This is a genomic window from Streptomyces sp. NPDC059866 (assembly GCF_042731325.1).
Classification (GTDB): Bacteria; Actinomycetota; Actinomycetes; order Streptomycetales; family Streptomycetaceae; genus Streptomyces; species Streptomyces flavusporus.
The window spans coordinates 35336-59251 of record NZ_JBHWJT010000002.1 but is presented as its reverse complement, the minus strand read 5'-3'; the positions used below and the strand labels follow the sequence as shown (position 1 = coordinate 59251).

Annotated in this window: 20 protein-coding genes and 1 pseudogene; 13 read left to right on the top strand and 8 right to left on the bottom strand. The window is 71.0% G+C overall.

The genetic code is table 11. From position 1 onward, the window contains the following. The first annotated feature begins 74 nt into the window (after window positions 1–74). Window positions 75–1100: a non-homologous end-joining DNA ligase gene (gene ligD / locus ACFV7R_RS02525; protein ID WP_385259004.1), complete on the top strand. Its 1026-nt coding sequence runs from the start codon at window positions 75–77 to the stop codon at window positions 1098–1100. On the opposite strand, the gene ACFV7R_RS02520 is transcribed toward ligD, so the two are convergent. Together ACFV7R_RS02520 and ACFV7R_RS02515 are read right to left on the bottom strand one after the other, a co-directional pair. Beyond that, window positions 1087–3249: an OmpL47-type beta-barrel domain-containing protein gene (locus tag ACFV7R_RS02520; RefSeq protein WP_385259720.1), complete on the bottom strand. Its 2163-nt coding sequence runs from the start codon at window positions 3247–3249 to the stop codon at window positions 1087–1089. The genes ligD and ACFV7R_RS02520 overlap by 14 nt on opposite strands. A gap of 44 nt (window positions 3250–3293) precedes the next feature. Then, the gene (locus ACFV7R_RS02515) at window positions 3294–5783 is read right to left on the bottom strand and encodes a ThuA domain-containing protein (RefSeq protein WP_385259002.1); all 2490 of its coding nucleotides are present in this window, start codon (window positions 5781–5783) and stop codon (window positions 3294–3296) included. A 198-nt stretch (window positions 5784–5981) separates the two neighbouring features. Between ACFV7R_RS02515 and ACFV7R_RS02510 the strand changes: the two genes are divergently transcribed. Beyond that, window positions 5982–6941 carry a multicopper oxidase domain-containing protein gene (locus ACFV7R_RS02510; protein WP_385258999.1) on the top strand — a complete coding sequence of 320 codons (960 nt, stop codon included), beginning with the start codon at window positions 5982–5984 and terminating at the stop codon, window positions 6939–6941. A 77-nt stretch (window positions 6942–7018) separates the two neighbouring features. Next, the gene (locus ACFV7R_RS02505) at window positions 7019–8056 is read left to right on the top strand and encodes a LacI family DNA-binding transcriptional regulator (protein WP_385258997.1); all 1038 of its coding nucleotides are present in this window, start codon (window positions 7019–7021) and stop codon (window positions 8054–8056) included. A gap of 18 nt (window positions 8057–8074) precedes the next feature. Here ACFV7R_RS02505 and ACFV7R_RS02500 read toward each other — a convergent pair whose 3' ends face one another. Beyond that, window positions 8075–8869, bottom strand: coding sequence for a VOC family protein (locus tag ACFV7R_RS02500; protein WP_385258995.1), 795 nt, complete (start codon window positions 8867–8869; stop codon window positions 8075–8077). A gap of 255 nt (window positions 8870–9124) precedes the next feature. Here ACFV7R_RS02500 and ACFV7R_RS02495 point away from each other — a divergent pair, with 255 nt between their 5' ends. Then, complete coding sequence (locus ACFV7R_RS02495; RefSeq protein ID WP_206307043.1) at window positions 9125–9370, top strand: WhiB family transcriptional regulator; 246 nt, start codon at window positions 9125–9127, stop codon at window positions 9368–9370. A 41-nt stretch (window positions 9371–9411) separates the two neighbouring features. Here ACFV7R_RS02495 and ACFV7R_RS02490 read toward each other — a convergent pair whose 3' ends face one another. The 3 genes from ACFV7R_RS02490 to ACFV7R_RS02480 all read right to left on the bottom strand — a co-directional run bounded on the left by ACFV7R_RS02490 (window position 9412) and on the right by ACFV7R_RS02480 (window position 13231). Further along, the gene (locus tag ACFV7R_RS02490; protein ID WP_385258992.1) at window positions 9412–10386 is read right to left on the bottom strand and encodes an acyl-ACP desaturase; all 975 of its coding nucleotides are present in this window, start codon (window positions 10384–10386) and stop codon (window positions 9412–9414) included. A gap of 215 nt (window positions 10387–10601) precedes the next feature. Then, window positions 10602–11378: a dimethylargininase gene (ddaH, locus tag ACFV7R_RS02485; RefSeq protein ID WP_385258990.1), complete on the bottom strand. Its 777-nt coding sequence runs from the start codon at window positions 11376–11378 to the stop codon at window positions 10602–10604. 230 nt (window positions 11379–11608) lie between these two features. Continuing rightward, complete coding sequence (locus ACFV7R_RS02480; protein WP_385258989.1) at window positions 11609–13231, bottom strand: ABC-F family ATP-binding cassette domain-containing protein; 1623 nt, start codon at window positions 13229–13231, stop codon at window positions 11609–11611. Window positions 13232–13402: 171 nt separating this feature from the next. On the opposite strand from ACFV7R_RS02480, the pseudogene ACFV7R_RS02475 reads away from it, so the two are divergent. After that, window positions 13403–14201, top strand: a pseudogene (locus ACFV7R_RS02475) (isocitrate lyase/phosphoenolpyruvate mutase family protein). Between the two features lie 153 nt (window positions 14202–14354). On the opposite strand, the gene ACFV7R_RS02470 reads toward ACFV7R_RS02475, so the two are convergent. Continuing rightward, window positions 14355–14771, bottom strand: coding sequence for an SsgA family sporulation/cell division regulator (locus tag ACFV7R_RS02470; RefSeq protein ID WP_385258988.1), 417 nt, complete (start codon window positions 14769–14771; stop codon window positions 14355–14357). 194 nt (window positions 14772–14965) lie between these two features. Between ACFV7R_RS02470 and ACFV7R_RS02465 the strand changes: the two genes are divergently transcribed. The 4 genes from ACFV7R_RS02465 (at window position 14966) to mmpA (ending at window position 17449) form a co-directional block, all read left to right on the top strand. Next, the gene (locus ACFV7R_RS02465; RefSeq protein WP_385258986.1) at window positions 14966–16087 is read left to right on the top strand and encodes a WD40/YVTN/BNR-like repeat-containing protein; all 1122 of its coding nucleotides are present in this window, start codon (window positions 14966–14968) and stop codon (window positions 16085–16087) included. Between the two features lie 71 nt (window positions 16088–16158). After that, window positions 16159–16482 carry a plasmid stabilization protein gene (locus tag ACFV7R_RS02460; RefSeq protein WP_385258983.1) on the top strand — a complete coding sequence of 108 codons (324 nt, stop codon included), beginning with the start codon at window positions 16159–16161 and terminating at the stop codon, window positions 16480–16482. A gap of 51 nt (window positions 16483–16533) precedes the next feature. Further along, a complete protein-coding gene (locus ACFV7R_RS02455; protein ID WP_385258982.1) occupies window positions 16534–17226 on the top strand; it encodes an endonuclease V in 693 nt (230 codons plus the stop codon). Between the two features lie 76 nt (window positions 17227–17302). Beyond that, a complete protein-coding gene (mmpA, locus tag ACFV7R_RS02450; protein ID WP_385258979.1) occupies window positions 17303–17449 on the top strand; it encodes a morphogenic membrane protein MmpA in 147 nt (48 codons plus the stop codon). Between the two features lie 21 nt (window positions 17450–17470). Here mmpA and ACFV7R_RS02445 read toward each other — a convergent pair whose 3' ends face one another. Next, entirely contained in the window at window positions 17471–18661 is a 1191-nt protein-coding gene (locus ACFV7R_RS02445; protein ID WP_385258977.1) for a saccharopine dehydrogenase family protein, read from the bottom strand. An 87-nt stretch (window positions 18662–18748) separates the two neighbouring features. Between ACFV7R_RS02445 and ACFV7R_RS02440 the strand changes: the two genes are divergently transcribed. The 4 genes from ACFV7R_RS02440 (at window position 18749) to ACFV7R_RS02425 (ending at window position 23898) form a co-directional block, all read left to right on the top strand. Next, the gene (locus ACFV7R_RS02440) at window positions 18749–19132 is read left to right on the top strand and encodes an MmcQ/YjbR family DNA-binding protein (RefSeq protein ID WP_129802400.1); all 384 of its coding nucleotides are present in this window, start codon (window positions 18749–18751) and stop codon (window positions 19130–19132) included. 128 nt (window positions 19133–19260) lie between these two features. Next, complete coding sequence (locus ACFV7R_RS02435; RefSeq protein ID WP_385258974.1) at window positions 19261–20397, top strand: CaiB/BaiF CoA transferase family protein; 1137 nt, start codon at window positions 19261–19263, stop codon at window positions 20395–20397. A 71-nt stretch (window positions 20398–20468) separates the two neighbouring features. Next, window positions 20469–21683, top strand: a complete 1215-nt coding sequence (locus ACFV7R_RS02430) for an acetyl-CoA C-acetyltransferase (RefSeq protein ID WP_385258971.1) — start codon at window positions 20469–20471, stop codon at window positions 21681–21683. A 37-nt stretch (window positions 21684–21720) separates the two neighbouring features. After that, entirely contained in the window at window positions 21721–23898 is a 2178-nt protein-coding gene (locus ACFV7R_RS02425) for a 3-hydroxyacyl-CoA dehydrogenase NAD-binding domain-containing protein (protein ID WP_385258969.1), read from the top strand. Window positions 23899–23916 lie beyond the last annotated feature (18 nt).

Below are 23916 nucleotides of genomic sequence, written 5' to 3'. Positions count from 1 at the left end.
GGTTGGATTCTGCGCCACGCGGGCGTCGTGCGCCCGGTGTGCGCGGGACCCGGGCGGGGCCTACCGTGGCTCGCATGGGCGAAGCGGTGGAACTCCGGGCGGGCGGCCGGACCGTACGGCTGTCCAGTCCCGACAAGGTGTTCTTCCCGGAGCGCGGCTTCACCAAGCTGGACCTCGCCCGCTACTACCAGGCCGTCGGCCCCGGCATCCTGCGCGCTCTGCGCAACCGCCCCACCACCCTGGAGCGCTACCCGGACGGCGTCACCGGCGAGTCCTTCTTCCAGAAGCGGGCGCCCAAGAACATGCCCGACTGGATCCCCACCGCCCACATCACCTTCCCCAGCGGCCGCAGCGCCGACGAGATGTGCCCCACCGAGGAGGCCGCCGTCCTGTGGGCCGCCCAGTTCGGCACCCTCACCTTCCACCCGTGGCCGGTGCGCCGCGACGACGTCGACAGCCCCGACGAACTCCGCATCGACCTCGACCCGCAGCCCGGCACCGACTACGACGACGCCGTCCGCGCCGCCCATGAACTGCGCGCCGTTCTCGCCGAGTTCGGTGGTCTGCAGGGCTTCCCCAAGACCTCCGGCGGTCGCGGCCTGCATGTGTTCGTCCCCATCGAGCCGCGCTGGAGCTTCACTCAGGTCCGCCGGGCCGCCATCGCGGTCGGCCGGGAGACGGAACGCCGGATGCCGGAGCACGTCACGGTCAAGTGGTGGAAGGAGGAGCGGGGCGAGAAGATCTTCATCGATTACAACCAGGCCGCGCGGGACCGCACGATCGCCTCCGCCTACTCCGTACGCCCCCGCCCGCACGCCCCCGTCTCGGCGCCCCTGCGCTGGGAGGAGGTCGGCGACGCCCGCCCCCGGGACTTCGACCTCGCGACCATGCCCGCGCGCTTCGCCGAACTCGGCGATGTGCACGCGGACATGGACGACCGTCGTTTCTCGCTGGAGGCGCTGCTGGAGCTCGCCGACAGGGACGAGCGCGATCACGGGCTCGGCGATCTGCCGTACCCGCCCGACTACCCCAAGATGCCGGGGGAGCCCAAGCGGGTACAGCCGAGCAGAGCCCGCAGAGCGGGACCTACAACTCCTTGATCCGGATGTCCCGGTACGAGATCACATCCGTCGTGCCGTGCACCTGGAGCCCGATGTAGCCGGAGGCGAACCGCCGCCCGTCCGTGCCGGGGTCGTCGGCGCGGGGCGGGACGAAGTCCTGGCCGCCGATGTTGTCGAACTCGTTGATCAGCACGCCGTTGCGGTAGACCGAGTAGTGCTGGTCGACCACCCGGATCTCGTAGTCGTTCCAGGTGCCCTTCTGCGTCACGCCCGCGCCGGCCAGGCCCACGCGGTCGAAGCCGTAGACGGACCCCGTCTTGTACATGTCGCCGTCGGGCCGGTCGAGCACCTGCACCTCGTGCCCGTACTTGATGGCGACCCACTCCGGCCGTGACTCCTCCGGGTGGTCATGGACGTACGGGAAGCGCACGAAGACACCGGAGTTGGCGTTGCCCGTGCCGGGAGCGTCGTCGCGCCACTGGAGCCGGAGCGAGAAGTCGCCGTACTTGCGCTGCGGGAACCACAGCATGCCGAGGCCCGCCTTCGTGGTGCCGCTGGTGATCGACCCGTCGGCGTTCGGCGCGAAGGAACCGCCGCCCACGTGCTGCCACTTGGCGAAGGAGTCCGCGGTGCCGTCGAGGATCGTGCGGTAGCCCTCGGTCTGGCCGGGCCTGCCGATGCCGGACTGCCGGGCCGCCTTGGTGATGGCGTTGTACTCGCGCTGGTCGACGACGCCTTCCTTGAGGAGTTTGTCCAGGACCGTCTTCACATGCTTGAGGAACAGCGCGTGGGACGTCCACTCCTTCTCGTCCTCGATCAGCTCGTTGATCCGGCACCGGTTGTTCGTGACCCGGTTGGGCACACCCGAGTCGACCGTGCCGACGATGACGGTCAGCCGTTCGTCGTACTCGGGGCAGGGCGGCGCGGGCACCCCGCCCGCCACGACCGTGAAGCTGACGGTCCGGGCGTCGGAGGTGTTGCCCGCCTTGTCGCTCGCCCGGTACGCCACGGTGTGCGGGCCCGCACGGTCGACGACCAGGGGAGCCGTGTACGTGAGATAGGGCCCGCCGTCGAGCGAGTACTCGACGCTCGCGACACCCGAACCCGCCCCGTCCGTCGCACTGATGGTGACCTTGGCGTTCGCCACGTACGCCCCGTCGGAGTTCCGGGTGCCCTCCACGGTCGCGCCCGTCACCGGCGGTGTGGTGTCCTGCGGCGGCGCGGCGACCACCGTGAACTCCACGCTCTTCTCGGCCGCCGCGTTGCCCGCCTTGTCGGTGGCGCGGTAGCGGACGGTGTGCGTGCCGGTCTGATGCACCATCACCGGGCCGGTGTACGGCTGCCAGGCGCCGGACGCGCCGATCGCGTACTCGATGGTGTTGACCCCGGAGCCGGTGTCGGAGGCGGTGACGGTGACCGTGGCCATGTCGACGTAACTGCCGTCGGGGTTCTGCTCGCCGCTCACCGTCGCCGAGGTCTCCGGCGGTGTCGTGTCGTCCGTCGGCGGGGCGACGACCGTGAACTCGACGCTCTTCTCGGCGGACACGTTGCCCGCCTTGTCGAACGCCCGGTAGCGGACCTTGTGGCTGCCCACCTGGTCGACGACGACCGGGGCGGTGTACGGCTGCCAGGCGCCGGTGTCGCCGGTCGCGTACTCGATCCGGTCGACGCCGGATCCGCCGGTGTCGTCGGTCGCCCCGACCGTCACACTCGCCGAACCGACGTACTCACCCTGCGCGTTCTGTACCCCGCTGACCTGGGCGGACGCCTCGGGTGCCGTGGTGTCCTCGCCGCTGCCCTCGGTCACCACGAGAATCCCCTGCATCTGGCCGTGGCCGGGGATCGTGCAGTGGTAGAAGTAGCGGCCCGGAGTGAGCGTGACCTCGGCGGTGTGGCGGCCGCCCTGGTCGTCGTTGGGATTGGCCAGGATGTTCAGCTGGACATCGCTGTTGAACTCGGGGTCGGAGGTGACGAACGTCAGCGTGTGCGGCATTCCGGTGGTGTTGCCGGTGGCCACGCTGTTCTCGAAGACGATCGTCGCCGGGCCGGCCACCGCCGTCGCGGGCGCCGACGTGTACTTGTCGATGGCGTTGCCCGCGGTCCAGGTGAGGACCTGGTCGGCTGCGGCCCGGTCCGGGCTCGGATCCGGCTGTCCGGTGGCCGTGGTGGACTGCAGCCCCAGCATCATCAGTACGGCGGCCAGCAGGGCCGTCCAGATTCTTCGTTGGCGTCTCACTGCGCCCCCCTTGCCAGCTGGTCGGCGGCCGGCGTGGGCCCGCCGCCCTGGTACGTCACGCGCCACAGCGCCGACTTGGCGTCCGAGGTGAAGAAGCCGCGCCCGTAGTCGAGGACGTACAGGGCTCCGTCCGGACCGAACTTCCAGTCCATGAGGTTCTTGATGCCGTCGTTGCCGACCGGCACGATCTTCTTCAGTGACTCCGAGTGCACCGGCAGCCCGCCGTCACCCAGGGTCTTCGGATCCATCAGCACGGCGTTGCGCGGCTGGTCGGCGTCGTAGAAGTCGCCGACGAACCACTTGCCGTCCCAGTAGGCCGGCCACTTGACGTCGCTGGTGGCCGAGACGTCGGCGGACCGGTAGACGGGCCCGTTCATCGCGGCCTGCCCGCCGCCCTTGAGCCAGGGCAGTCGGTACGTCGACTCCTCCTGCTTGTAGGAGGGGACCCCGTTGGCGTCGCGCGGGAAGTCCGGGCCGCCGCCCTGGGGCGAGTACCAGATGTTGTTGCTGGTGACCGGCGGCAGGTTGACCAGACCGTCGTTGTTCGGGGACTCGTTCTTCGGGTGGTCGCAGTCGTACCAGCCGAGCGGCTTCGACGGATCCGGCAGATTGCGGTCCCGGTAGGGCTGCTTGTTGCCCATGCAGTACGGCCAGCCCCGGTTGCTCGCCTTGGTGATGGCGGCGAAGGTGTCGTACTTGGCCGGGCCCCAGGTCGTCGACGGCGCCGAGGCGTCCGGGCCGACCCAGCCCGCGTACAGGATGTCGGTCGACTTGTCGACGAAGATGCGCGCCGGGTTGCGGACGCCCATCACATAGATCTCGCCGCGCGTCTTCCCGCCGCCCTCGTCGGTCTCCCGGCCGGTGAAGAGGTTGCCCTCGGGGAGCGTGTACGTCCCGTCGGGTTCCGGATGGATGCGCAGGATCTTGCCGTTGAGGTTGTTGGTGTTGCCGGCGGTGCGGCGCGCGTCGGCGAAGGACACGCCCTTGTAGTTCGGCTCCGGGTTGTTGCCGGAGTAACCGTCGCTGAAGCGGCTGGAGTTGTTGTCGCCGGTCGCGATGTACAGGTTGCCCTTGGAGTCCCAGGCCATCCCGCCGCCCGCATGACAGCAACTGTGGATCTGCACCGGCCACTTGAGCAGCACCTTCTCGCTGCTCAGATCGAGCTTGTTGGTGGCGAGGTCGAGGGTGAAGCGGGAGACGCGCCGCTCGGCCATCCGCGTGTCGCGGTTGATCTGCGCGTGCGGGGTGTAGTGCAGATACACCCAGCCGTTCTCCTCGAAGCGCGGGTCCAGCTCGATACCGAGCAGGCCCTCCTCGACCTTGACCAGCTCGTCGCCGCCGCCCTTGTTGCCGAAGACCGTCAAGGCGCCCGCCAGGGTGACCTGCCCGGTCTTCGGGTCGTAGACATGGATCTCGCCCTTGCCCTTGCCGATGTCGGGGTTGTTCCAGTCGGTGATCACGGGCTGCGAGCTGTCGGCGCCGCCGCGCCCGATGTACAGGACGCGGCCGTCGGGGGCGGTGACCAGTCCGTGCGGCTCGCCGATCTGGTCGTTCTGGCCGGGCTGGTTGGGCTTGGTCAGCCGCTCCGCCTTGTAGTTGCCGTTGATCGTCGCCTTGCAGTCGGCCTGCACGAGGCGGGTGGTCCACAGCAGGGCACCACGCAGGTGCGCCCGGAAGTCGGTCTCGTCGTACGACGACACCGTGCCGCCCATACCGGTGTAGAAGGAGCGTCCGCCGTCGTAGTCCCGGCACCAGCTGATCGGATGGTCCCACCCGTTGGCGCTCGCGCCGGGCTGGTACGTCGACTCGCGCACCCGCGCCACCGTGTGCACCTCGCCCGAGGGGTTCTTCACCCAGTTCGGCCACTGGTCGGGGCGCTTCCAGGTCACCGGAAGGTCCTTGGTGGCCGGATGCTGCCGGTCGCCGACCTCAACGGTCGCCCGCTGTACCGACGTCGGGCTGGAGGAGGCCGGGCGGGCCCCGACCAGACCGGTGAACCAGTCGGAGTACGGCTCCGCGCGGGCCGCGTCATGGATGCCGACGAACCCGCCGCCCGCCTCCATGTACGTCTCCAGGCCGGCCTCCTGCTCCGCGTCCAGGACGTCTCCGCCGCCGGTGAGGAACACGATCGCGTTGTAACGGCCCAGCCTGGTCCCGTTGGTGAAGACCGAGGCGTCGTCCGTGGCCTCCACCTTGAAGCGCTGTCCGGCGGGACCGGACAGACCGATCCGCTCGATCGCCTCGATACCGGCGTTCACGACGGGAGACTCGTCGCCGGGTGCCGCGGACCCGTAGAAGATCAGCACACGCACGTTCGCGCCGCCGGGCGGCGACTTGACGGACATCGTTGTCAGGGACGGATCCGGCGCCGGGAGCGCGCCCGCTGCGGAGCCGGAGAGCAGGCCCGCAGTGACGAATCCGGCCGTCAGGGCGGCCGTCCAGGCACGCCTTCCGGCCCTTTTTCTGCTCAACTCTCGTAAACCCATGGGTCTGTGGTGCGATGTGGACCGCATGTGGTCACCCACCCCTCGTCGGTCACAGCAACAGCGCCTAGGAAGCTAGACCTCTTTGCACGGTTCGCCAATAGGTATGACCGCAACGGAACGAACTTTGTCCTGGGTGTGGATAAACGCCGTGGGTCCCGCTAACGTCTCGAACTCCGTACCGGAATTGGGGAGTTCGGCATGGACAGACGTAGCTTCAACCGGCGGGTCCTCCTGGGCGGCGCGGCCGTCGCGACATCGTTGTCCGTGGCCTCGGAGGCGACGCCGGCCACCGAACCGGCCGGAAAGGCCCCGGCGGGCGGCGAGGTGAGACACCTCAAGATCTACGCCGAGAAGCTCGCCGACGGACAGCTGGGTTACGGCTTCGAGAAGGGCAAGGCAACCATCCCGGGGCCGCTGATCGAGCTCAACGAGGGCGACACGGTGCACATCGAGTTCGAGAACACGACGGATGTGACGGCGAGCCTGCACGTACACGGCCTGGACTACGAGATATCCAGCGACGGCACGAAACTGAGCAGGAGCCACGTCGAGCCGGGCGGCACCCGCACCTACACCTGGCGCACCCATGCCCCCGGCCGCCGGCCGGACGGCACCTGGCGGGCGGGCAGCGCGGGCTACTGGCACTACCACGACCACGTGGTGGGCACGGAGCACGGGACGGGCGGCATCCGGAAGGGGCTGTACGGACCGGTGATCGTCCGCAGGAAGGGCGACATCCTTCCGGACCGCACCTACACGATCGTCTTCAACGACATGACGATCAACAACCTGCCCACCGGACCCGACTTCGAGGCCACGGTGGGCGACCGCATCGAGTTCGTGATGATCACGCACGGCGAGTACTACCACACCTTCCACATGCACGGTCACCGCTGGGCCGACAACCGCACCGGCATGCTGACCGGCCCCGACGACCCGAGCCAGGTGATCGACAACAAGATCGTGGGCCCTGCGGACTCCTTCGGCTTCCAGGTGATCGCGGGGGAGGGGGTGGGAGCCGGCGCGTGGATGTATCACTGCCATGTGCAGAGCCACTCCGACATGGGGATGGTCGGCCTCTTCCTGGTGAAGAAGCCGGACGGCACCATTCCGGGCCATACGGCACACGCACCGGACCACTCCTCGCACGGCCACTGACGGTTGCCGAGAGCGCTCTCACCTCCCCGTCGGCCTGCGGTTATCCTGAGCCGCAGTCGCCGGTGAGGAGTCCCGAAGTGACCGAGGCAGTGACGCGCCCCACGCTGGAGGCCGTGGCCGCACGCGCCGGGGTGTCCCGGGCCACCGTCTCGCGGGTGGTCAACGGCGGGGACGGGGTCCGCGAACCCCTCGTCGAACGCGTCCGGCGGGCGGTCGAGGAACTCGGGTACGTCCCCAACCAGGCGGCCCGCAGCCTTGTGACCAGACGCCATGACGCCGTCGCCGTCGTCATCGCGGAACCGGAGACGCGCGTCTTCGCCGATCCCTTCTTCGCGCTGCAACTCCGTGGAATCAGCAAGGAGCTGACGGCCCACGACAACCAGCTCGTGCTGCTGCTCACGGAGGGCCGCGACGACCATGCCCGCGTCGGCCGCTATCTCGCCGGCGGGCACGTCGACGGGGCGCTGGTGTTCTCCCTGCACCTCGACGACGCACTGCCCGGCCTGATCCGGGGCGCCGGGGTCCCGACCGTGTTCGGCGGGCGGCCCGGCTGGAGCGACGGCACGCCCCGGGCCGTGTACGTCGACAGCGACAACCGGGGCGGTGCCCGCGCGGCCGTACGCCATCTCGTCGGCCTGGGCCGCACGCGCATCGCACACATCACCGGCGCCCTCGACCAGACCTCCGCGGTGGACCGGCGCGACGGGTTCCGGGACGTCATGGCCGAGGCCGACCCGCGGCTCGTCGTCGAGGGCGACTTCACCCCGGCCGGGGGCGAGCGGGCGATGCGCGAACTCCTCGACCGCTGCCCCGACCTGGACGCCGTCTTCGCCGCCAACGATCTCACCGCCGCGGGCGCCCTGCGGGTGCTGCGCGAGCGCGGCCGACGCGTGCCGGACGACGTCGCCGTGATCGGCTTCGACGACATGCTGCCCGTCGCCGAGCAGACCGACCCGCCGCTCACCACGATCCGTCAGGACATCGAGGAGATGGGCCGCCTGATGGCCCGCCTCCTGCTGCGCCGCCTGGACCCCCGCACCGCCGACGACACCGACGCGGCGCCCTCGCCCGGCGTGGTCCTGCCGACCACTCTGGTACGCCGGGCCTCCGCGTAGCGGGCTTGCCCGGGGCGGTCAGCTCTGCTGTGGGGCGGCGCTCCTGATCACCGCGAAGCGGGCGCCGTACGGGTCGGTGAGCTTGGCGATGCGGCCGACGTCGGGCACGTCCGTCGCGGGCATCCGGACACTGCCGCCCAGCTCCTGGGCCTTGGCGACCGTGGCGTCCGTGTCGGTGACCTCCAGGTACGGCAGCCAGTAGGGGTCCGACCCCGCCTCCGTGGGATCGTCGGCCAGTGCGACGAGGCCGCCGAACATGGCATCCTCCCCCTCGCGGGCGGGGTTCACGCACGTGTACGAGCCGCCGGGGAAGCTGACGGACGAGGTCTCCCAGCCGAACACCGCGTTGTAGAACCCGGCGGCGGCCGGGAGGTCCGACGTGTAGAGCTCCAGCCAGCACAGCGAGCCGGGTTCGTTGAGTACGTCCACGCCCCCCAGCTGCCCCGGCTGCCAGATGCCGAACGGCACCCCTTTCGAGTCCGCGAGGATCGCCATGTAACCCTGGCCCATCACGTCCATGGGCTCCACGAGCACGCTGCCGTGCGCCTGCTCGGCGGCCTTGGCCGTGGCCGCGGCGTCCGCGCTCTGGAAGTACACGGTCCAGGACGGCGGGCCCTGCTCCGCGGGGTTCTGCATCCCGCCGGCGACCGTCCTGCCGTTCAGCCGGAAGAAGCCGTAGCCGCCGGCCTCGGGGCCCGCCGACTGGAACTGCCAGCCGAAGAGACCGCCGTAGAAGGAAGCGGCGCCCTCGATGTCGGTCGTGCCGAGGTCGATCCAGTTGGGAGCGCCGTTGACATAACGGGTGGTGAGCATCCTCGCCCTCCTCATGAAAGGGGACCCGTTGCGTGCAGTGCCGAGTCTTGCACCGCCCACTGACAATCGCCGCGGGAACCACGCCGTGCCGTCACCACGGCGACGCAGGGCATCCGCCTCGTTTCCGCACCCCTCTGCGCGCCGCCGTGCGCCGGCTTGTCCGCACGGTCACCATCGAGGCGGCCGAAGGCCCTCGGACGCGGCGTTGATCCCGCGTTGATCGAACGTTTTTCGCCGCACGGCACGCTCGGGACCATGCACTTCCAGACGATCACCCCGGCCGACACCGCCTGGCAGGCCCAGGCCCTGTGCGCGCAGACCGGGGCCGAGTTCTTCTTTCCCGAGCCGGGCAGCTCGGTGCGTGAGGCGAAGCGCATCTGCGGCATGTGCGAGATGCGCTCCGCCTGCCTCGAGTACGCCCTCGCGAACGACGAGCGCTTCGGCGTGTGGGGCGGACTGTCCGAGAAGGAACGGCTCCAGCTCCGGCGTACCCCGCACTGAGCAGCGGGTGATCCGGCCGGACTCCGCCCGGTGTGCGGGGATCAGCCCGCGGCTCGCGCCGCCATCCGTGCCTTGCGTGCCGCCAGCTTCTCGTCGAACTTCAGGGCCTCCGCGTCCAGGCCGTTCATGAACAGGCCGAGCTCCTCCTGGGCCTTCAGGCCCTCGGGGCCCAGGCCGTCGATCTCCAGGACCTTCAGGAAGCGCAGCACCGGCTGGAGTACGTCGTCGTGGTGGATGCGCAGGTTGTAGACCTCGCCGATGGCCATCTGCGCGGCGGCCCGCTCGAAGCCGGGGATGCCGTGGCCGGGCATGCGGAAGTCCACGACGACGTCCCGCACCGCCTGCATGGTCAGGTCGGGGGCGAGTTCGAAGGCCGCCTTGAGGAGGTTGCGGTAGAAGACCATGTGCAGGTTCTCGTCGGTCGCGATGCGCGCCAGCATGCGGTCGCAGACCGGGTCGCCGGACTGGTGGCCGGTGTTGCGGTGCGAGATACGGGTCGCGAGCTCCTGGAAGGCGACGTAGGCGATCGAGTGGAGCATCGAGTGCCGGTTGTCCGACTCGAAGCCCTCGCTCATGTGGGACATGCGGAACTGCTCCAGCTTGTCCGGGTCCACCGCGCGTGAGGTGAGCAGGTAGTCGCGCATCACGATGCCGTGCCGGCCCTCCTCGGCGGTCCAGCGGTGCACCCAGGTGCCCCAGGCGCCGTCACGGCCGAAGAGCGTGGCGATCTCGTGGTGGTAGCTGGGCAGGTTGTCCTCGGTCAGCAGGTTCACCACGAGGGCGATACGGCCGATCTCGGTGACCTTGGACTGCTCCTTGTCCCAGGCCTCGCCGTCCTCGAAGAGGCCGGGGAAGTTGCGGCCGTCGGTCCACGGCACGTACTCGTGCGGCATCCAGTCCTTGGCGACCTTCAGATGCCGGTTGAGCTCCTTCTCGACCACTTCCTCCAGGGCGTGCAGCAGCCGGGCATCGGTCCAGACGGAGGGGCTGCCGAGGTGGGGAGAGGTGATCGTCACGGGTACTCCAGGGGGACGTGGAACCAAAACCGGTGGAACCGGCGAGCGATGCCGGGAACCTACGCGATCGTAGGCTACGAACCCGTAGGTTACGAAGCCGTAGGTTAAGCGTGCCGTAAGGACCGCTGTTCAGACGGTCTTCCCCAGGGCTCCCGAGCAGCAGAAAGTCCCGGGACCCGCTGGTCCCGGGATTGCACCGTCCGGGCGTCACACGGTCAGGCGTACAGCTCCCGCAGCCGCACCGAGAGGCATGTCACACAGCCCTCGAGCTTCTCGAACTCGCTGATGTCCACGACGACCGGCGTGTACCCGAGGTCCTTGAACAGCTCGGCCGTCTTCGGGGCGCTGGCCGCCATGAGCAGCTTGTCGCCGCCGAGCAGCACCACATGGGAGCCGGACTCCTCCGGCACGTGCAGGAAGCGCCCGAACAGCGACGGCGTGTCCATCAGCGGGATGTGCCCGATGACCGTGCCGTCGGGGAGCGCCGTGACCGCCGACTTCAGGTGCAGCACCTTGCTCACGGGCACGGCGACCACCCGTGCCCCCAGCGGTTCGAAAGCGGCGCGCAGCTGCTGGACGCCGACGGCGTTGGTACGGCCGCCGCGGCCCACGTAGACCGTGTCGCCGATCTTCAGCACGTCGCCGCCCTCCAGGGTGCCCGGCTCCCAGACCCAGTTGACCGAGCAGCCCAGGCGCGCCACGACCTCCTCGACGCCCGCGGTCTCGTCCCGGCGGGACTCGGCGCCGGCGCGCGCGATCAGGGCGACGTTCTTGTACATCACCACCGTGTCCTCGACGAACACGGAGTCGGGGCAGTCGTCGGCCGGGTCCACCTCGATGGTCTCCCAGCCGTGCGTGCGCAACGCCTCCACGTACGCCTCCCACTGCTCCGTCGCGCGGTCGACGTCCACGTCCCTGCGTTCGACGTGGGTGACGAGTCCTTCGGCCAGGCGGGGGCTGGGGCGGCGGACGAGGGCCTTCTTGCTGGGCACGAGGAGGTCTCCGTATCGGATGGAACGTTGTGGACTTGCGTGGCCGAAACCCGTCGGGGTGTCGGCGCCCATGATGCAGGGCCCATTCTGGGTGACGGCAGCCCTCCGGCGAGGGGGCGGGGGCGTACTGAGCGCGGGGCGTGACCGCCTGGCGGTCACGCCCCCGCCTCGCTCATGCACGCAGCCAGATGGCCTTCGCGAAGTCCGGTGCGGTACTTCCGGTGGAGCGCTCAGGCGGGCAACCCGACAGCTTCCGGCGTGGTTTCCGTGAGTTCTCCGTCGAGCAGCAGCCACCGCGTGATGCCGATCGACTCCAGGAACGGCAGGTCGTGACTGGCCACGATCAGCGCCCCCTCGTACGACTCCAGGGCCGTGGTGAGCTGTCGTACGCTCGCCATGTCCAGGTTGTTCGTCGGCTCGTCCAGCATCAGCAGCTGCGGTGCCGGTTCCGCCAGCATCAGCGCGGCCAGCGTCGCCCGGAAGCGCTCGCCGCCGGACAGTGTCGCCGCCTGCTGGTCGGCGCGGGCACCCCGGAACAGGAAGCGGGCCAGCTGCGCCCGGATCCGGTTGTTGGTGGCGCCCGGCGCGAACCGGGCCACGTTCTCGGCGACGGTGAGCCCGCCGTCGAGGACGTCGAGGCGCTGCGGCAGGAACCGCAGCGGAACGTGTGCCGTCGCCTCGCCGGACACCGGCTCCAGCTCCCCGGCGATGGTGCGCAGCAGCGTCGTCTTGCCCGCGCCGTTGCGCCCGATCAGCGCGATCCGCTCAGGGCCGTGCAGGTCGAAGCCGTCCCCGAGGCGGGCGCCGTGGACGAGCTCCAGGTCCCGCACGGTGAGCACGTTCCGGCCCGCCGGCACCGCCGTGTGCGGCAGGTCGACGCGGATCTCGTCGTCGTCCCGTACCGCCTCCACCGCCTCGTCGAGCCGCTCTCTGGCCTCGGCGAGCTTCTCCTCGTGCAGGATGCGGTACTTGCCGGCCGACTCCTGGGCCGTGCGTTTGCGCACCCTCATGACCGCCCGAGGCTCGCGCGTGTTGTCGAACATCTTCTGCCCGTACCGCTTGCGGCGTGCCAGTACGACCTGCGCGTCGGCCAGTTCACGTTTCTGCTTCCTGAAGTCGGCCTCGGCGACGCGCACCATGCGCTCGGCCGCCTCCTGCTCGGTGGCGAGGACCTCCTCGTACGCCGAGAAGTTGCCGCCGTACCAGGTGATCTCCCCGGAGCGCAGATCGGCGATCTGGTCGACCAGTTCGAGGAGTTCACGGTCGTGGCTGACCACGACCATCACCCCCGGCCAGGCCGCGACCGCCGCGTAGAGCCGTTTGCGGGCATACAGATCAAGGTTGTTGGTGGGCTCGTCCAGCAGCAGTACGTCCGGTCGGCGCAGCAACAGCGCGGCCAGCCGCAGCAGGACGGACTCGCCGCCGGAGACCTCTCCGATGGTGCGGTCCAACGCGATGTGTCCCAGGCCGAGTTCGCCGAGGGTGGCGAGGGTGCGCTCCTCGATGTCCCAGTCGTCGCCGACCGTCTCGAAGTGCTCCTCGGCCACGTCACCCGCCTCGATGGCGTGCAGCGCGGCCCGCATGCCGGCGATGCCGAGCGCCTCGTCGACCCGCAGCGCGGTCTCGAGCGTGACGTTCTGCGGGAGATAGCCGACCTCGCCGACGACGCGTACGGCCCCGTCGACCGGGGCGAGCTCCCCGGCGATCAGCTTCAACAGGGTTGACTTTCCTGATCCGTTGACACCGACGAGCCCGGTCCGGCCGGGGCCGAAGGAGACGTCGAGGCCCTCGAAGACAGGGGTGCCGTCGGGCCAGGCGAAGGAGAGGGAGGTGCAGGTGAGGGAAGTATGCATACGGGCCTCGCGGTTGCTTGATGTGGTCAGGGCAACGCGTATCGAGACACCGGAAGGCGGCGACCATCGCGGGGGCCGTGAAGAGCCCAGGGGAAGGGGCATGAGAAAGGCCCTGCTCCGCAAGGACGGCTCGAACGCCGAGGTCGCACGCAGCGCACACACCTGTTGTGTGTGACGCGGTGTCTCAGGACCTCAGACGAGCAACGTCCTTCTCCAATCGACGGCAACAGAACCGCTGTAAACCGTACGAGGAGGGCTCACGGCTGTCAACGGAATAACGCCCGGGTCAGGGTGCCCCGGCTCGATGTCGGATTCCTGCCGGCCCGGCTCCCGGCCCACTGGTTGAGTGGGCCGCATGACCAGCGAGAACCCGCTCCGCGACCGCGCCCTGACCTTCCGCTCCCTGCATGTCCCGGGCCGTCCGCTCGTCCTGCCGAACGCCTGGGACACCGCCAGTGCCCTCCCCCACTCTCGAACTTCGCTCGAGCGGGAGGTACCCCCACCGTCGAGGACGCCGGCGCCGCCGCGGTGGCCACCACGAGCGCCGGGCTCGCCGGGGCCTTCGGCGCGCCGGACGGCGACCGGCTGGAGCGCGACCGGGCGCTCGCCGCCCTCGCCGGGATCGCCGCAGCGGTCGGCGTGCAGATGGCCGCGGACATCGAGAGCGGCTGCGCGCCGGATGCCGAGGGTGTCGCCGACACCGTCCGGGCGGTGCTCGCGGCCGGAGCGGTCGGGATCAACATCGAGGATGCGCTGCACGAGGCGGGACAGGCGCCGCTGCGGCCGGTGGCCGAGCAGGCCGAGCGGATCGGCGCCGCGCGCGGGCGCGGACGGCATCTTCGTCCCCGGGGCCGTCGATCGGGGGACCGCGAAGCTGCTCGCCGACGGTGTCGACGGTCCGCTGAACGTGACGGCCGGTCCCGGCACACCGCCGGTGACCGAACTGGCCGCGCTCGGGTCGCGCGCGTGAGCGTGGGGGGCCGGCCTGACCCAGGCCGCGCACGCCGTCGTCCGCCGCGCCGCGCGGGAGCTGCTGGACGCGGGGACGTACGAGTCGCCGGCCGGCGGTCTGGACTACGGCGAGCTCAACTCGCTGCTCGGCCGCAGCCGTTGGCCGGACTGTTCAGCAGGCGTCCCGCATCAGCTCCGCGAGATCGTGGTCCAGGTCCAGGTACGCGTGCTCCAGGCCCTCGGGCACCAGAACGTGCGTCGCCTGCAGGAAGCGGCGCAGCTCGCCCGAGCGGACGTGGACGACGGCGATGCCCTCGGCGGCGTGGAACTCCAGCACGGTGCGGTCGTAGCCGTACGGCCGTACGCGTACGTCGCCGTGGCCCTCGGGGTCGTGGAGGCCGGCCGCGAGCAGGTCGCGGGAGAAGGTCCAGCAGACCTCCTCGTCCTCCAGCGTGGCCTGGGCCGGGAAGGTCATACGGATGGCGAACGGATCGCTGGTGTCGTAGCGCAGTGTCGCGGGGATGCTCGGCATCCGCGGCGCGGCGGCGACGAGGCGGGCCTCGACGGCCTGCTCGATGACGGTGGACAACGCCTTGCTCCCTTGTGACGGCGGAACGGACTTCCGGGGATGAGGCCGGGCACTGAGTGAGACGACGGAATCGGCGCCTCCGTGCACACCGGTACGGAGTGACGTCCGTCACCGTGCCCCCTCGCGTGCGGGGCGACGGGGCCGGTTCCCCGCCCTCTGGACGGCGCCGGGGCAGTGGACTAGCTTCGCCCGCCATGAGGCGCTTGGGGAGCACGCGGCGGACGGCACGGGGGACACGGGCGGGACGTACGGGCCGGGCGGTGGTCGCGGGCCTGGTGTGCGGGGCGGCGCTGGCCGCCCTGACGGCCGTACCGGCACAGGCGCACGAGCCGGAACACCGGGCGCCGCACTGGGAACTCAAGGACAGCGGAACCCCGGACGTGCGCTTCCGGGGCCTGGCGGCCGTCAGCCGGAAGGTCGCCTGGGTGTCCGGAACCGGCGGGACCGTCCTGCGCACGACAGACGGCGGGGCGAGCTGGCGGAACGTCTCGCCGGACGGCGCGGCCGATCTGCAGTTCCGGGACATCGAGGCGTTCGACGCGCGGCGCGCCGTGGTGCTGGCCATCGGTGAGGGCGAGGCCTCCCGCGTGTACCGCACCGACGACGGAGGGCTGACCTGGACGGAGTCCTTCCGCAACACCGACGCGCGGGCGTTCTACGACTGCATGACCTTCTTCGACAGCCGCCACGGCCTCGCCATGAGCGACCCCGTGGACGGCAGGTTCCGGATCCTGTCCACGAGCGACGGCGGGCGCTCCTGGACGGTGCTGCCCGATGCAGGGATGCCGCTCGCCCTGACGGGTGAGGCCGGGTTCGCCGCGAGCGGGCAGTGTCTGGTCTCCGCAGGGTCGCGGGACGTCTGGCTGGCCACCGGAGGGGGTGCACGCGCGCGCGTGCTGCACTCCGCCGATCGCGGGCTGACCTGGACGGCCACCGACATGCCGCTCCCGGCGGGCGACCCGGCCCGCGGGGTCTTCGCGCTCGCCTTCCGGGACCGTACGCACGGCCTGGCGGTGGGCGGCGACTACCGTCCCGACCAGACGTCTTTGCAGGCCGCGGCGCACTCCTCGGACGGCGGCCGCACCTGGCGCCCCGCCGCTGCACCCCCGCCCGCCTACCGCTCCGGCGTCGCGTGGCTCCCGTACAGCCGCACGGCCGCCCTCGCGGTCGGCCCGACGGGGACGGACCTGACGACGGACGCCGGCCGCACCTGGCGCACGGTCGACCCGGGCTCGTACGACACCGTGGACTGCACGGCCGACCTGGGCTGCTGGGCCGCCGGGGAGCGGGGCCGCGTCGCCCGTCTGGAGAGCTGACCGCGCCGCGTGTGCCGCATACGCCCGGGACGGGGTACTCGTTTCGCACGACGCGAGAGGAGTGAGCGGACATGCCACGCGGTTCGAGCTCCAAGCGGGAACGCCAGTACGAGCACATCAAGGAGAGCGCGCAGGACCGGGGCGAGAGCACGGAACGCGCCAAGGAGATCGCGGCGCGGACGGTGAACAAGGAACGTGCCCGGTCCGGCGAGTCGAAGACCGCGAGCCGCACCTCGACCCAGGACATGTCGTCCGGCAAGCGGGGCGGTCAGCGGTCCGGCAAGGGGTCCCAGGGCCCCACCTACGACCAGCTGTACGAGGAGGCCAAGCAGCGCAACATCCATGGCCGTTCGGACATGAACAAGCAGCAGCTGAAGCGCGCCCTCGGTAAGTGACCGGCCCGGTATCCGGTCGTCGGCCGCCTGCCCCGTACTCTCGTCCCCACCATGACGACCGTACGCATTCCGGCGGGCTGGCCCGCGACCGAGGAACAGGCCCGCGCGGTCCAGGACGAGTTGCGCGAGCGGGTGGTGCTGGACGAGCCGGGGCCGCCGCCGGGAACGGGTCATGTGACCGGCGTCGACGTCGCCTACGACGACGAGCGGGACGCGGTGGCGGCCGCGGCCGTCGTCCTGGACGCGGCCACCCTCGCGGTCGTCGCCGAGGGCACGGCCGTCGGGCGGATCTCCTTCCCGTACGTGCCCGGCCTGCTCGCCTTCCGTGAGATCCCCACCGTCCTGGCGGCCCTCGAGGCCTTGCCCTGCCCGCCCGGCCTGGTGGTCTGCGACGGCTACGGACGGGCCCACCCGCGCCGCTTCGGCCTCGCCAGCCACCTCGGTGTCCTGACCGGCCTGCCCACGATCGGCGTCGCCAAGAACCCGTTCACCTTCACCTACGACGACCCGGAGTCCCGGCGCGGGTCGTCGTCCCCGCTGCTGGCGGGCAGGGAGGAGGTCGGCCGCGCCCTGCGCACCCGGGACGGCGTCAAGCCGGTCTTCGTGTCCGTCGGCCACCGCGTCGACCTGGACACGGCCTGTGCGCATGTGCTGCGGCTGACCCCGCGTTACCGGCTGCCGGAGTCGACCCGTCGCGCGGACTCCCTGTGCCGGCGGGCACTGCGGGAGGCCGTCGCCGGCTGACCGGCCACCTACTCACTCCCGCCTGAGTACGCGTACGGATATCCGGTGCGCCGGCATGATCGGCAGGCTGTGCCGTATGACGACGCACCGTGCCCCCAAGCCCCTCGCCCACCCCAGTCGGCCCGTCGAGCGGGCGGTGACGCTCGCGCTGCTGCTGGCCGTCCTCGCCGGGCTCGCCTGGATCGGCGGGATGATCTACACGCTGGCCGAGTGGTCGCTCTAGGACTGGCCCGGCAGGAGGGGGTCACCGGCTGGCGGCCACCCGGAACACGATCCCCGCCGCGCGCAGCCGCTCGGTCAGCGCATCGCCCATCGCCACCGCCGTGGTGACCTGACCGGCCGTCGGCGGCAGGTCGTCGAAGGCCAGGGACAGCGCCGACTCGGCGAACATCTTCGCCGTCTCCCCGTACCCGGGGTCACCGCCCGCGACCTCGGTGAACACCCGCCTGCCGCCGCCCTCGCCGACGAAGCGCACGGAGAACCAGCTCCTCGCCCGCTTCTCGGCGCTCGGCCCCTCCCCGGGCTTCAGCCGGTCGGACAACCAGCGCCGTGCGGACGGCAGTTGGGCGGCCACGGCGAGCGCACCGACGGCCGCCACGCCGCCGACGGCGACGGGCAGATGCCGTACGGCCGCGTAGTGCCGGTAGCGGAAGTCGGGGCCGTACCGGTCCAGTGACCGCGCCGAACGGCGCACGATCTGCGGGTCGATGGTCGGCAGCGGCAGCGCCCAGGCGCCCACTTCCGGGGCGAACCGCGGAACACCTGTCGGCGTGGCTGCCCGCCGCCCCATCAGCCGCGGCTCATGGCGCCGGCGGTCCCGTGCGGCGGCCGTCATCTGCCGGGCCCGTGAGAACTGGTTCAGCGCGGAGGCAAATGTTCCGCCCGAGAAGGCCGCGTCGGCGGTCACGAACCCGTCCACCGTCAGCGGCACGCCCTGCGGCAGCTGCCGGACCGTGAAGTACACGCCCAGGTCGTGCGGCACCGAGTCGAAACCGCAGGCGTGCACCAGCCGGGCACCCGTCTCACGCGCGCGTGCGTCATGGCGGACGTACGTCATGTCGACGAACTCGGGCTCGCCCGACAGGTCGAGACAGTCGGTGCCGGTGTCCGCGCAGGCCGCGACGAGTTCCTCGCCGTACGTCACATAGGGACCCACCGTGGTGGCCACCACGCGCGCGTGCTCGGCGAGCCGGCGCAGCGAGGCCGGTTCGGACACATCGGCCCGCAGCACCCCGATCTCCGCGCCGCCCGGTGCCTGTTCCCGCAGCCGCTCCCGCAGCCGGGCCAGCTTCAGTTCGCTGCGGCCGGCGAGCGCCCAGCGCAGGTCCTTCGGCGCATGGGCGGCGAGATACTCCGCCGTGAGCGTCCCGACGAAGCCCGTGGCTCCGAAGAGCACGATGTCGTACGGACGATCCGTCCTGTTCAGCCTGCTCATGACACCTCTCGCTCCTCAACCCGCGCCGCTGTCGGTGGCTGAGGCTAGCGTGAGGGGTGCGCAGCCCGACGACGAGCCCGGAGGTGGATGGTGGCCGTACCCGCGAACGCCCTGAAGAAGTGGGAGAAAGTGCGCGAGTTCGCGCTCGGGCTGCCCGGTGCGGGGGAGGAGTTCCCCTGGGGTGAGAGTGTCGCCAAGGTCAACAAGAAGGTGTTCGTCTTCCTCGGCGTGGACGACGGCAGCTACCCCCTGGGCCTCACGGTCAAGCTGAAGGACGAGACGAGCCACGCCCACGCCCTCACATCGCCCGGCGCCGAGCCCGCGGGGTACGGCCTGGGCAGGTCCGGCTGGGTGCGCATCCCCCTGGAGCCGAAGGGCGCGCCCGGCGCGGAACTGCTCTGCGACTGGGTGGAGGAGAGCTACCGCGCCATCGCACCCAAGCGCCTGACAGCGGAGCTGGACGGACACTGACGGCGCCGGCGCTCACCCGCTCCGCAGCGCGTGGCTAAGCGCTTGCTCGCCCCAGACCTTGTGTCCGCTGAAACGTGTTCTTACCATCACCGGTGTTACATCAGTTGTGTCACAGCGCAGGGGGCTGGATGACCAGGGCAAAGACGCCACCGCACGGCCCGCTCACCGGCGTGCGCGTGGTCGAGCTGGCCGGTATCGGTCCCGGCCCCTTCGCCGCCATGCTTCTCGCGGACCTCGGCGCCGACGTCGTCCGGGTCGACCGCCCGGGCGGCGCCGGACTCGCCATCGACCCCGTCCACGACATCACCAACCGCAACAAACGCTCGGTGATCGTCGACCTCAAGTCCCCGGACGGCCCGGCTCGCGTCCTGGACCTGGCAGCCCGCGCCGACATCCTGATCGAGGGCTACCGCCCCGGCGTCGCCGAGCGCCTCGGCGTCGGCCCCGAGGCCTGCCACGCCCGCAACCCGGCGCTCGTCTACGGCCGCATGACCGGCTGGGGCCAGGACGGCCCCCTCGCCCCCCGCGCCGGCCACGACATCGCCTACATCGCGCTCACCGGCACCCTCGGCATGATCGGCCGCCCCGACGAACCCCCGGCCGTGCCCGCCAACCTGGTCGGCGACTACGCGGGCGGCTCCCTCTACCTCGTCGTCGGCGTCCTCGCCGCCCTCCACCACGCCCGCGCCACCGGAACCGGCCAGGTCGTCGACGCCGCCATCGTGGACGGCGCCTCACACCTCGCCGCGATGATCCACGGCATGCTCGCCGCCGGCGGCTGGCAGGACCGGCGCGGCGCCAACCTCCTCGACGGCGGCTGCCCCTACTACGGCACCTACGAGACGGCCGACGGAAAGTACATGGCGGTCGGCGCGCTGGAACCCCGGTTCTACGACGAGTTCCTGGACCTGCTCGACATCAAGGAGTACGCAACCGCCCGCAAGGACTGGTCACGCTGGGGCGAGCTGCGCGAGGCGGTCACGGCCCGCTTCAAGTCCCGTACGAGGGACGAGTGGACGGCCGTCTTCGAGGGCTCCGACGCGTGCGTGGCCCCCGTCCTGTCGCTGCGTGAGGCACCGCACCATCCGCACCTCGCCGCCCGCGGCACCTTCACCGACCACGACGGCATCACCCAGCCCGCCCCCGCGCCCCGGTTCTCCGCCACCCCGACCGCCGTCCGCAGCGGACCCGCACAGCCGGGCGCCGACACCGCGGAGGTGGCCCGCGACTGGGACGTACCCGGACTGACGGAGCCCGGCACCTGACCCGGCGTCCGCTGCCCGCAGCCCCCGCAGACCCCGCCACCTCGACAAACCCTCATCGAAAGGCCTCCCCAGTGACCACCGAAGCGTACGTGTACGACGCGATCCGCACCCCGCGCGGACGCGGCAAGGCGAACGGCGCCCTGCACGGCACCAAGCCCATCGACCTGGTCGTCGGGCTCATCCACGAGCTCCGCGACCGCTTCCCCGACCTCGACCCCGCCGCCATCGACGACATCGTGCTCGGCGTCGTCGGCCCGGTCGGCGACCAGGGCTCCGACATCGCCCGGATCGCCGCCGTCGCCGCGGGACTGCCGGACACGGTGGCGGGCGTGCAGGAGAACCGCTTCTGTGCGTCCGGCCTGGAGGCCGTCAACACGGCCGCCGCCAAGGTGCGCTCCGGCTGGGAGGACCTCGTCCTCGCGGGCGGCGTCGAGTCGATGTCCCGGGTGCCGATGGCCTCGGACGGGGGCGCCTGGTTCAACGACCCGATGACCAACCTCGCCGTCAACTTCGTACCGCAGGGCATCAGCGCCGACCTGATCGCCACGGTCGAGGGCTTCTCCCGCCGGGACGTCGACGAGTACGCGGCCCTCTCGCAGGAGCGGGCGGCCACCGCGTGGAAGGACGGCCGCTTCGAGCGCTCGCTCGTGCCCGTGAAGGACCGCAACGGCCTGGTCGTCCTCGACCACGACGAGCATGTGCGCCCCGGCACCACCGCCGACTCGCTGGCCAAGCTGAAGCCGTCGTTCGCCGACATCGGCGACCTGGGCGGCTTCGACGCCGTGGCCCTGCAGAAGTACCACTGGGTGGAGAAGATCGACCACGTCCACCACGCGGGCAACTCCTCCGGCATCGTGGACGGCGCCGCCCTCGTCGCGATCGGCTCCAAGGAGGTCGGCGAGCGCTACGGCCTCACCCCGCGCGCGCGGATCGTCTCCGCCGCGGTCTCCGGCTCCGAGCCCACCATCATGCTCACCGGCCCCGCGCCCGCCACCCGCAAGGCGCTCGCCAAGGCCGGGCTGACCATCGACGACATCGACCTCGTCGAGATCAACGAGGCCTTCGCCGCCGTCGTCCTGCGCTTCGTCCGGGAGATGGGCCTGTCGCTGGACAAGGTCAACGTCAACGGCGGAGCCATCGCCCTCGGCCACCCGCTCGGCGCCACCGGCGCGATGATCCTCGGCACCCTCGTCGACGAACTGGAGCGCCAGGACAAGCGGTACGGCCTCGCCACCCTGTGCGTCGGCGGCGGCATGGGCATCGCCACGATCGTCGAACGCATCTGACCCCAGCGGCAACGAGAGACTTCTACGGAGACCCGTCATGACCGAGAGCACCACCATCCGCTGGGAACAGGACGACACCGGTGTCGTCACCCTCGTCCTCGACGACCCCGCCCAGTCCGCGAACACCATGAACCAGGCGTTCCGGGACTCGCTCGCAGCGATCACCGACCGTCTTGAGGCCGAGCAGGACTCCGTCCGCGGCATCATCTTCACCTCCGCCAAGAAGACCTTCTTCGCCGGCGGCGACCTGCGCGACCTGATCCGGGTCACGCCCGAGACCGCGCAGGAACTGCTCGACGGCGGCCTCGCCATCAAGCGCGACCTGCGCCGCATCGAGACGCTCGGCAAGCCGGTCGTCGCCGCGATCAACGGCGCGGCCCTGGGCGGCGGCTATGAGCTCGCCCTGGCCTGCCACCACCGTGTCGCCCTCGACGCGCCCGGCTCCAAGATCGGCTGCCCCGAGGTCACCCTCGGCCTGCTGCCCGGAGGCGGCGGCGTGGTCCGCACGGTGCGCCTGCTGGGCATCGCGGACGCCCTCCTCAAGGTCCTCCTCCAGGGCACCCAGTACAGCCCGCGGCGTGCCCTGGAGAACGGCCTGATCCACGAAGTGGCCGACACGCAGGAGGAGCTGCTCGCCAAGGCCCGCGCCTTCATCGACGCCAACCCGGAGTCCCGGCAGCCGTGGGACAGGCCCGGCTACCGCATCCCCGGCGGCACCCCCGCCAACCCCAAGTTCGCGGCGAACCTGCCCGCCTTCCCGGCCAACCTGCGCAAGCAGACGGGCGGCGCACCCTACCCGGCGCCACGCAACATCCTCGCCGCCGCCGTCGAGGGGTCCCAGGTCGACTTCGAGACCGCCCAGGTCATCGAGGCCCGCTACTTCGTCGAGCTGGCGGCCGGTCAGACGTCGAAGAACATGATCCAGGCCTTCTTCTTCGACCTCCAGGCCGTCAACTCCGGCGCCAACCGCCCGAAGGGCATCGAGCCCCGCCAGGTCCGCAAGGTGGCCGTCCTGGGCGCCGGGATGATGGGTGCCGGCATCGCCTACTCGTGCGCCCGCGCGGGCATCGACGTCGTCCTGAAGGACGTCTCCCCGGAGGCGGCCCTCAAGGGCAAGGCCTACTCCGAGAAGCTGTGCGCCAAGGCCGTCTCCCGGGGCCGTACGACCCAGGAGAAGGCGGACGAGCTGCTCGCCCGCATCACGCCCACCGCCGAGGTCCAGGACCTCGCGGGCTGCGACGCGGTCATCGAGGCCGTCTTCGAGGACACGGCGCTCAAGCACAAGGTGTTCCAGGAGATCGAGCAGGTCGTCGCGCCGGACGCGCTGCTGTGCTCCAACACCTCGACGCTCCCGATCACCGCGCTCGCCGAGGGCGTGCAGCGCCAGGCCGACTTCATCGGGCTGCACTTCTTCTCGCCGGTCGACAAGATGCCCCTCGTCGAGATCATCAAGGGCGAGCGGACCGGCGACGAGGCCCTGGCCCGCGCCTTCGACCTGGTCCGGCAGATCAAGAAGACGCCGATCGTCGTCAACGACTCGCGCGGCTTCTTCACCTCCCGGGTGATCGGCCACTTCATCAACGAGGGCGTGGCGATGGTCGGCGAGGGCATCGAGCCCGCCTCCGTCGAGCAGGCGGCGGCCCAGGCCGGTTACCCGGCCAAGGTGCTGTCCCTGATGGACGAGCTGACGCTCACCCTCCCGCGCAAGATCCGCAACGAGACCAGGCAGGCGGTGGAGGAGGCGGGCGGCACCTGGACCGCGCACCCGGCGGAAGCCGTCATCGACCGGATGGTCGACGAGTTCGGCCGCCCCGGGCGCAGTGGCGGCGCCGGCTTCTACGAGTACGGGGAGGACGGCAAGCGCACGGGCCTGTGGCCGGGCCTGCGGGAGCACTTCACGCGTGAGGGCGCCGAGATCCCGTTCGAGGACATGCAGGAGCGCATGCTCTTCTCGGAGGCGCTGGACACCGTCCGGCTCCTGGAGGAGGGGGTGCTGACCTCCGTCGCCGACGCCAACATCGGCTCGATCCTCGGCATCGGGTTCCCCGGCTGGACCGGCGGTGTCCTGCAGTACATCAACGGCTACGAAGGAGGCCTGCCCGGCTTCGTGGCACGCGCGCGTGAACTCGCCGACCGCTACGGAGAGCGGTTCACCCCGCCGGCGCTGCTGGTGGAGAAGGCGGAGAAGGGGGAGACGTTCACGGACGCGCGCTGACGCGCCCGGGAGCGGGAC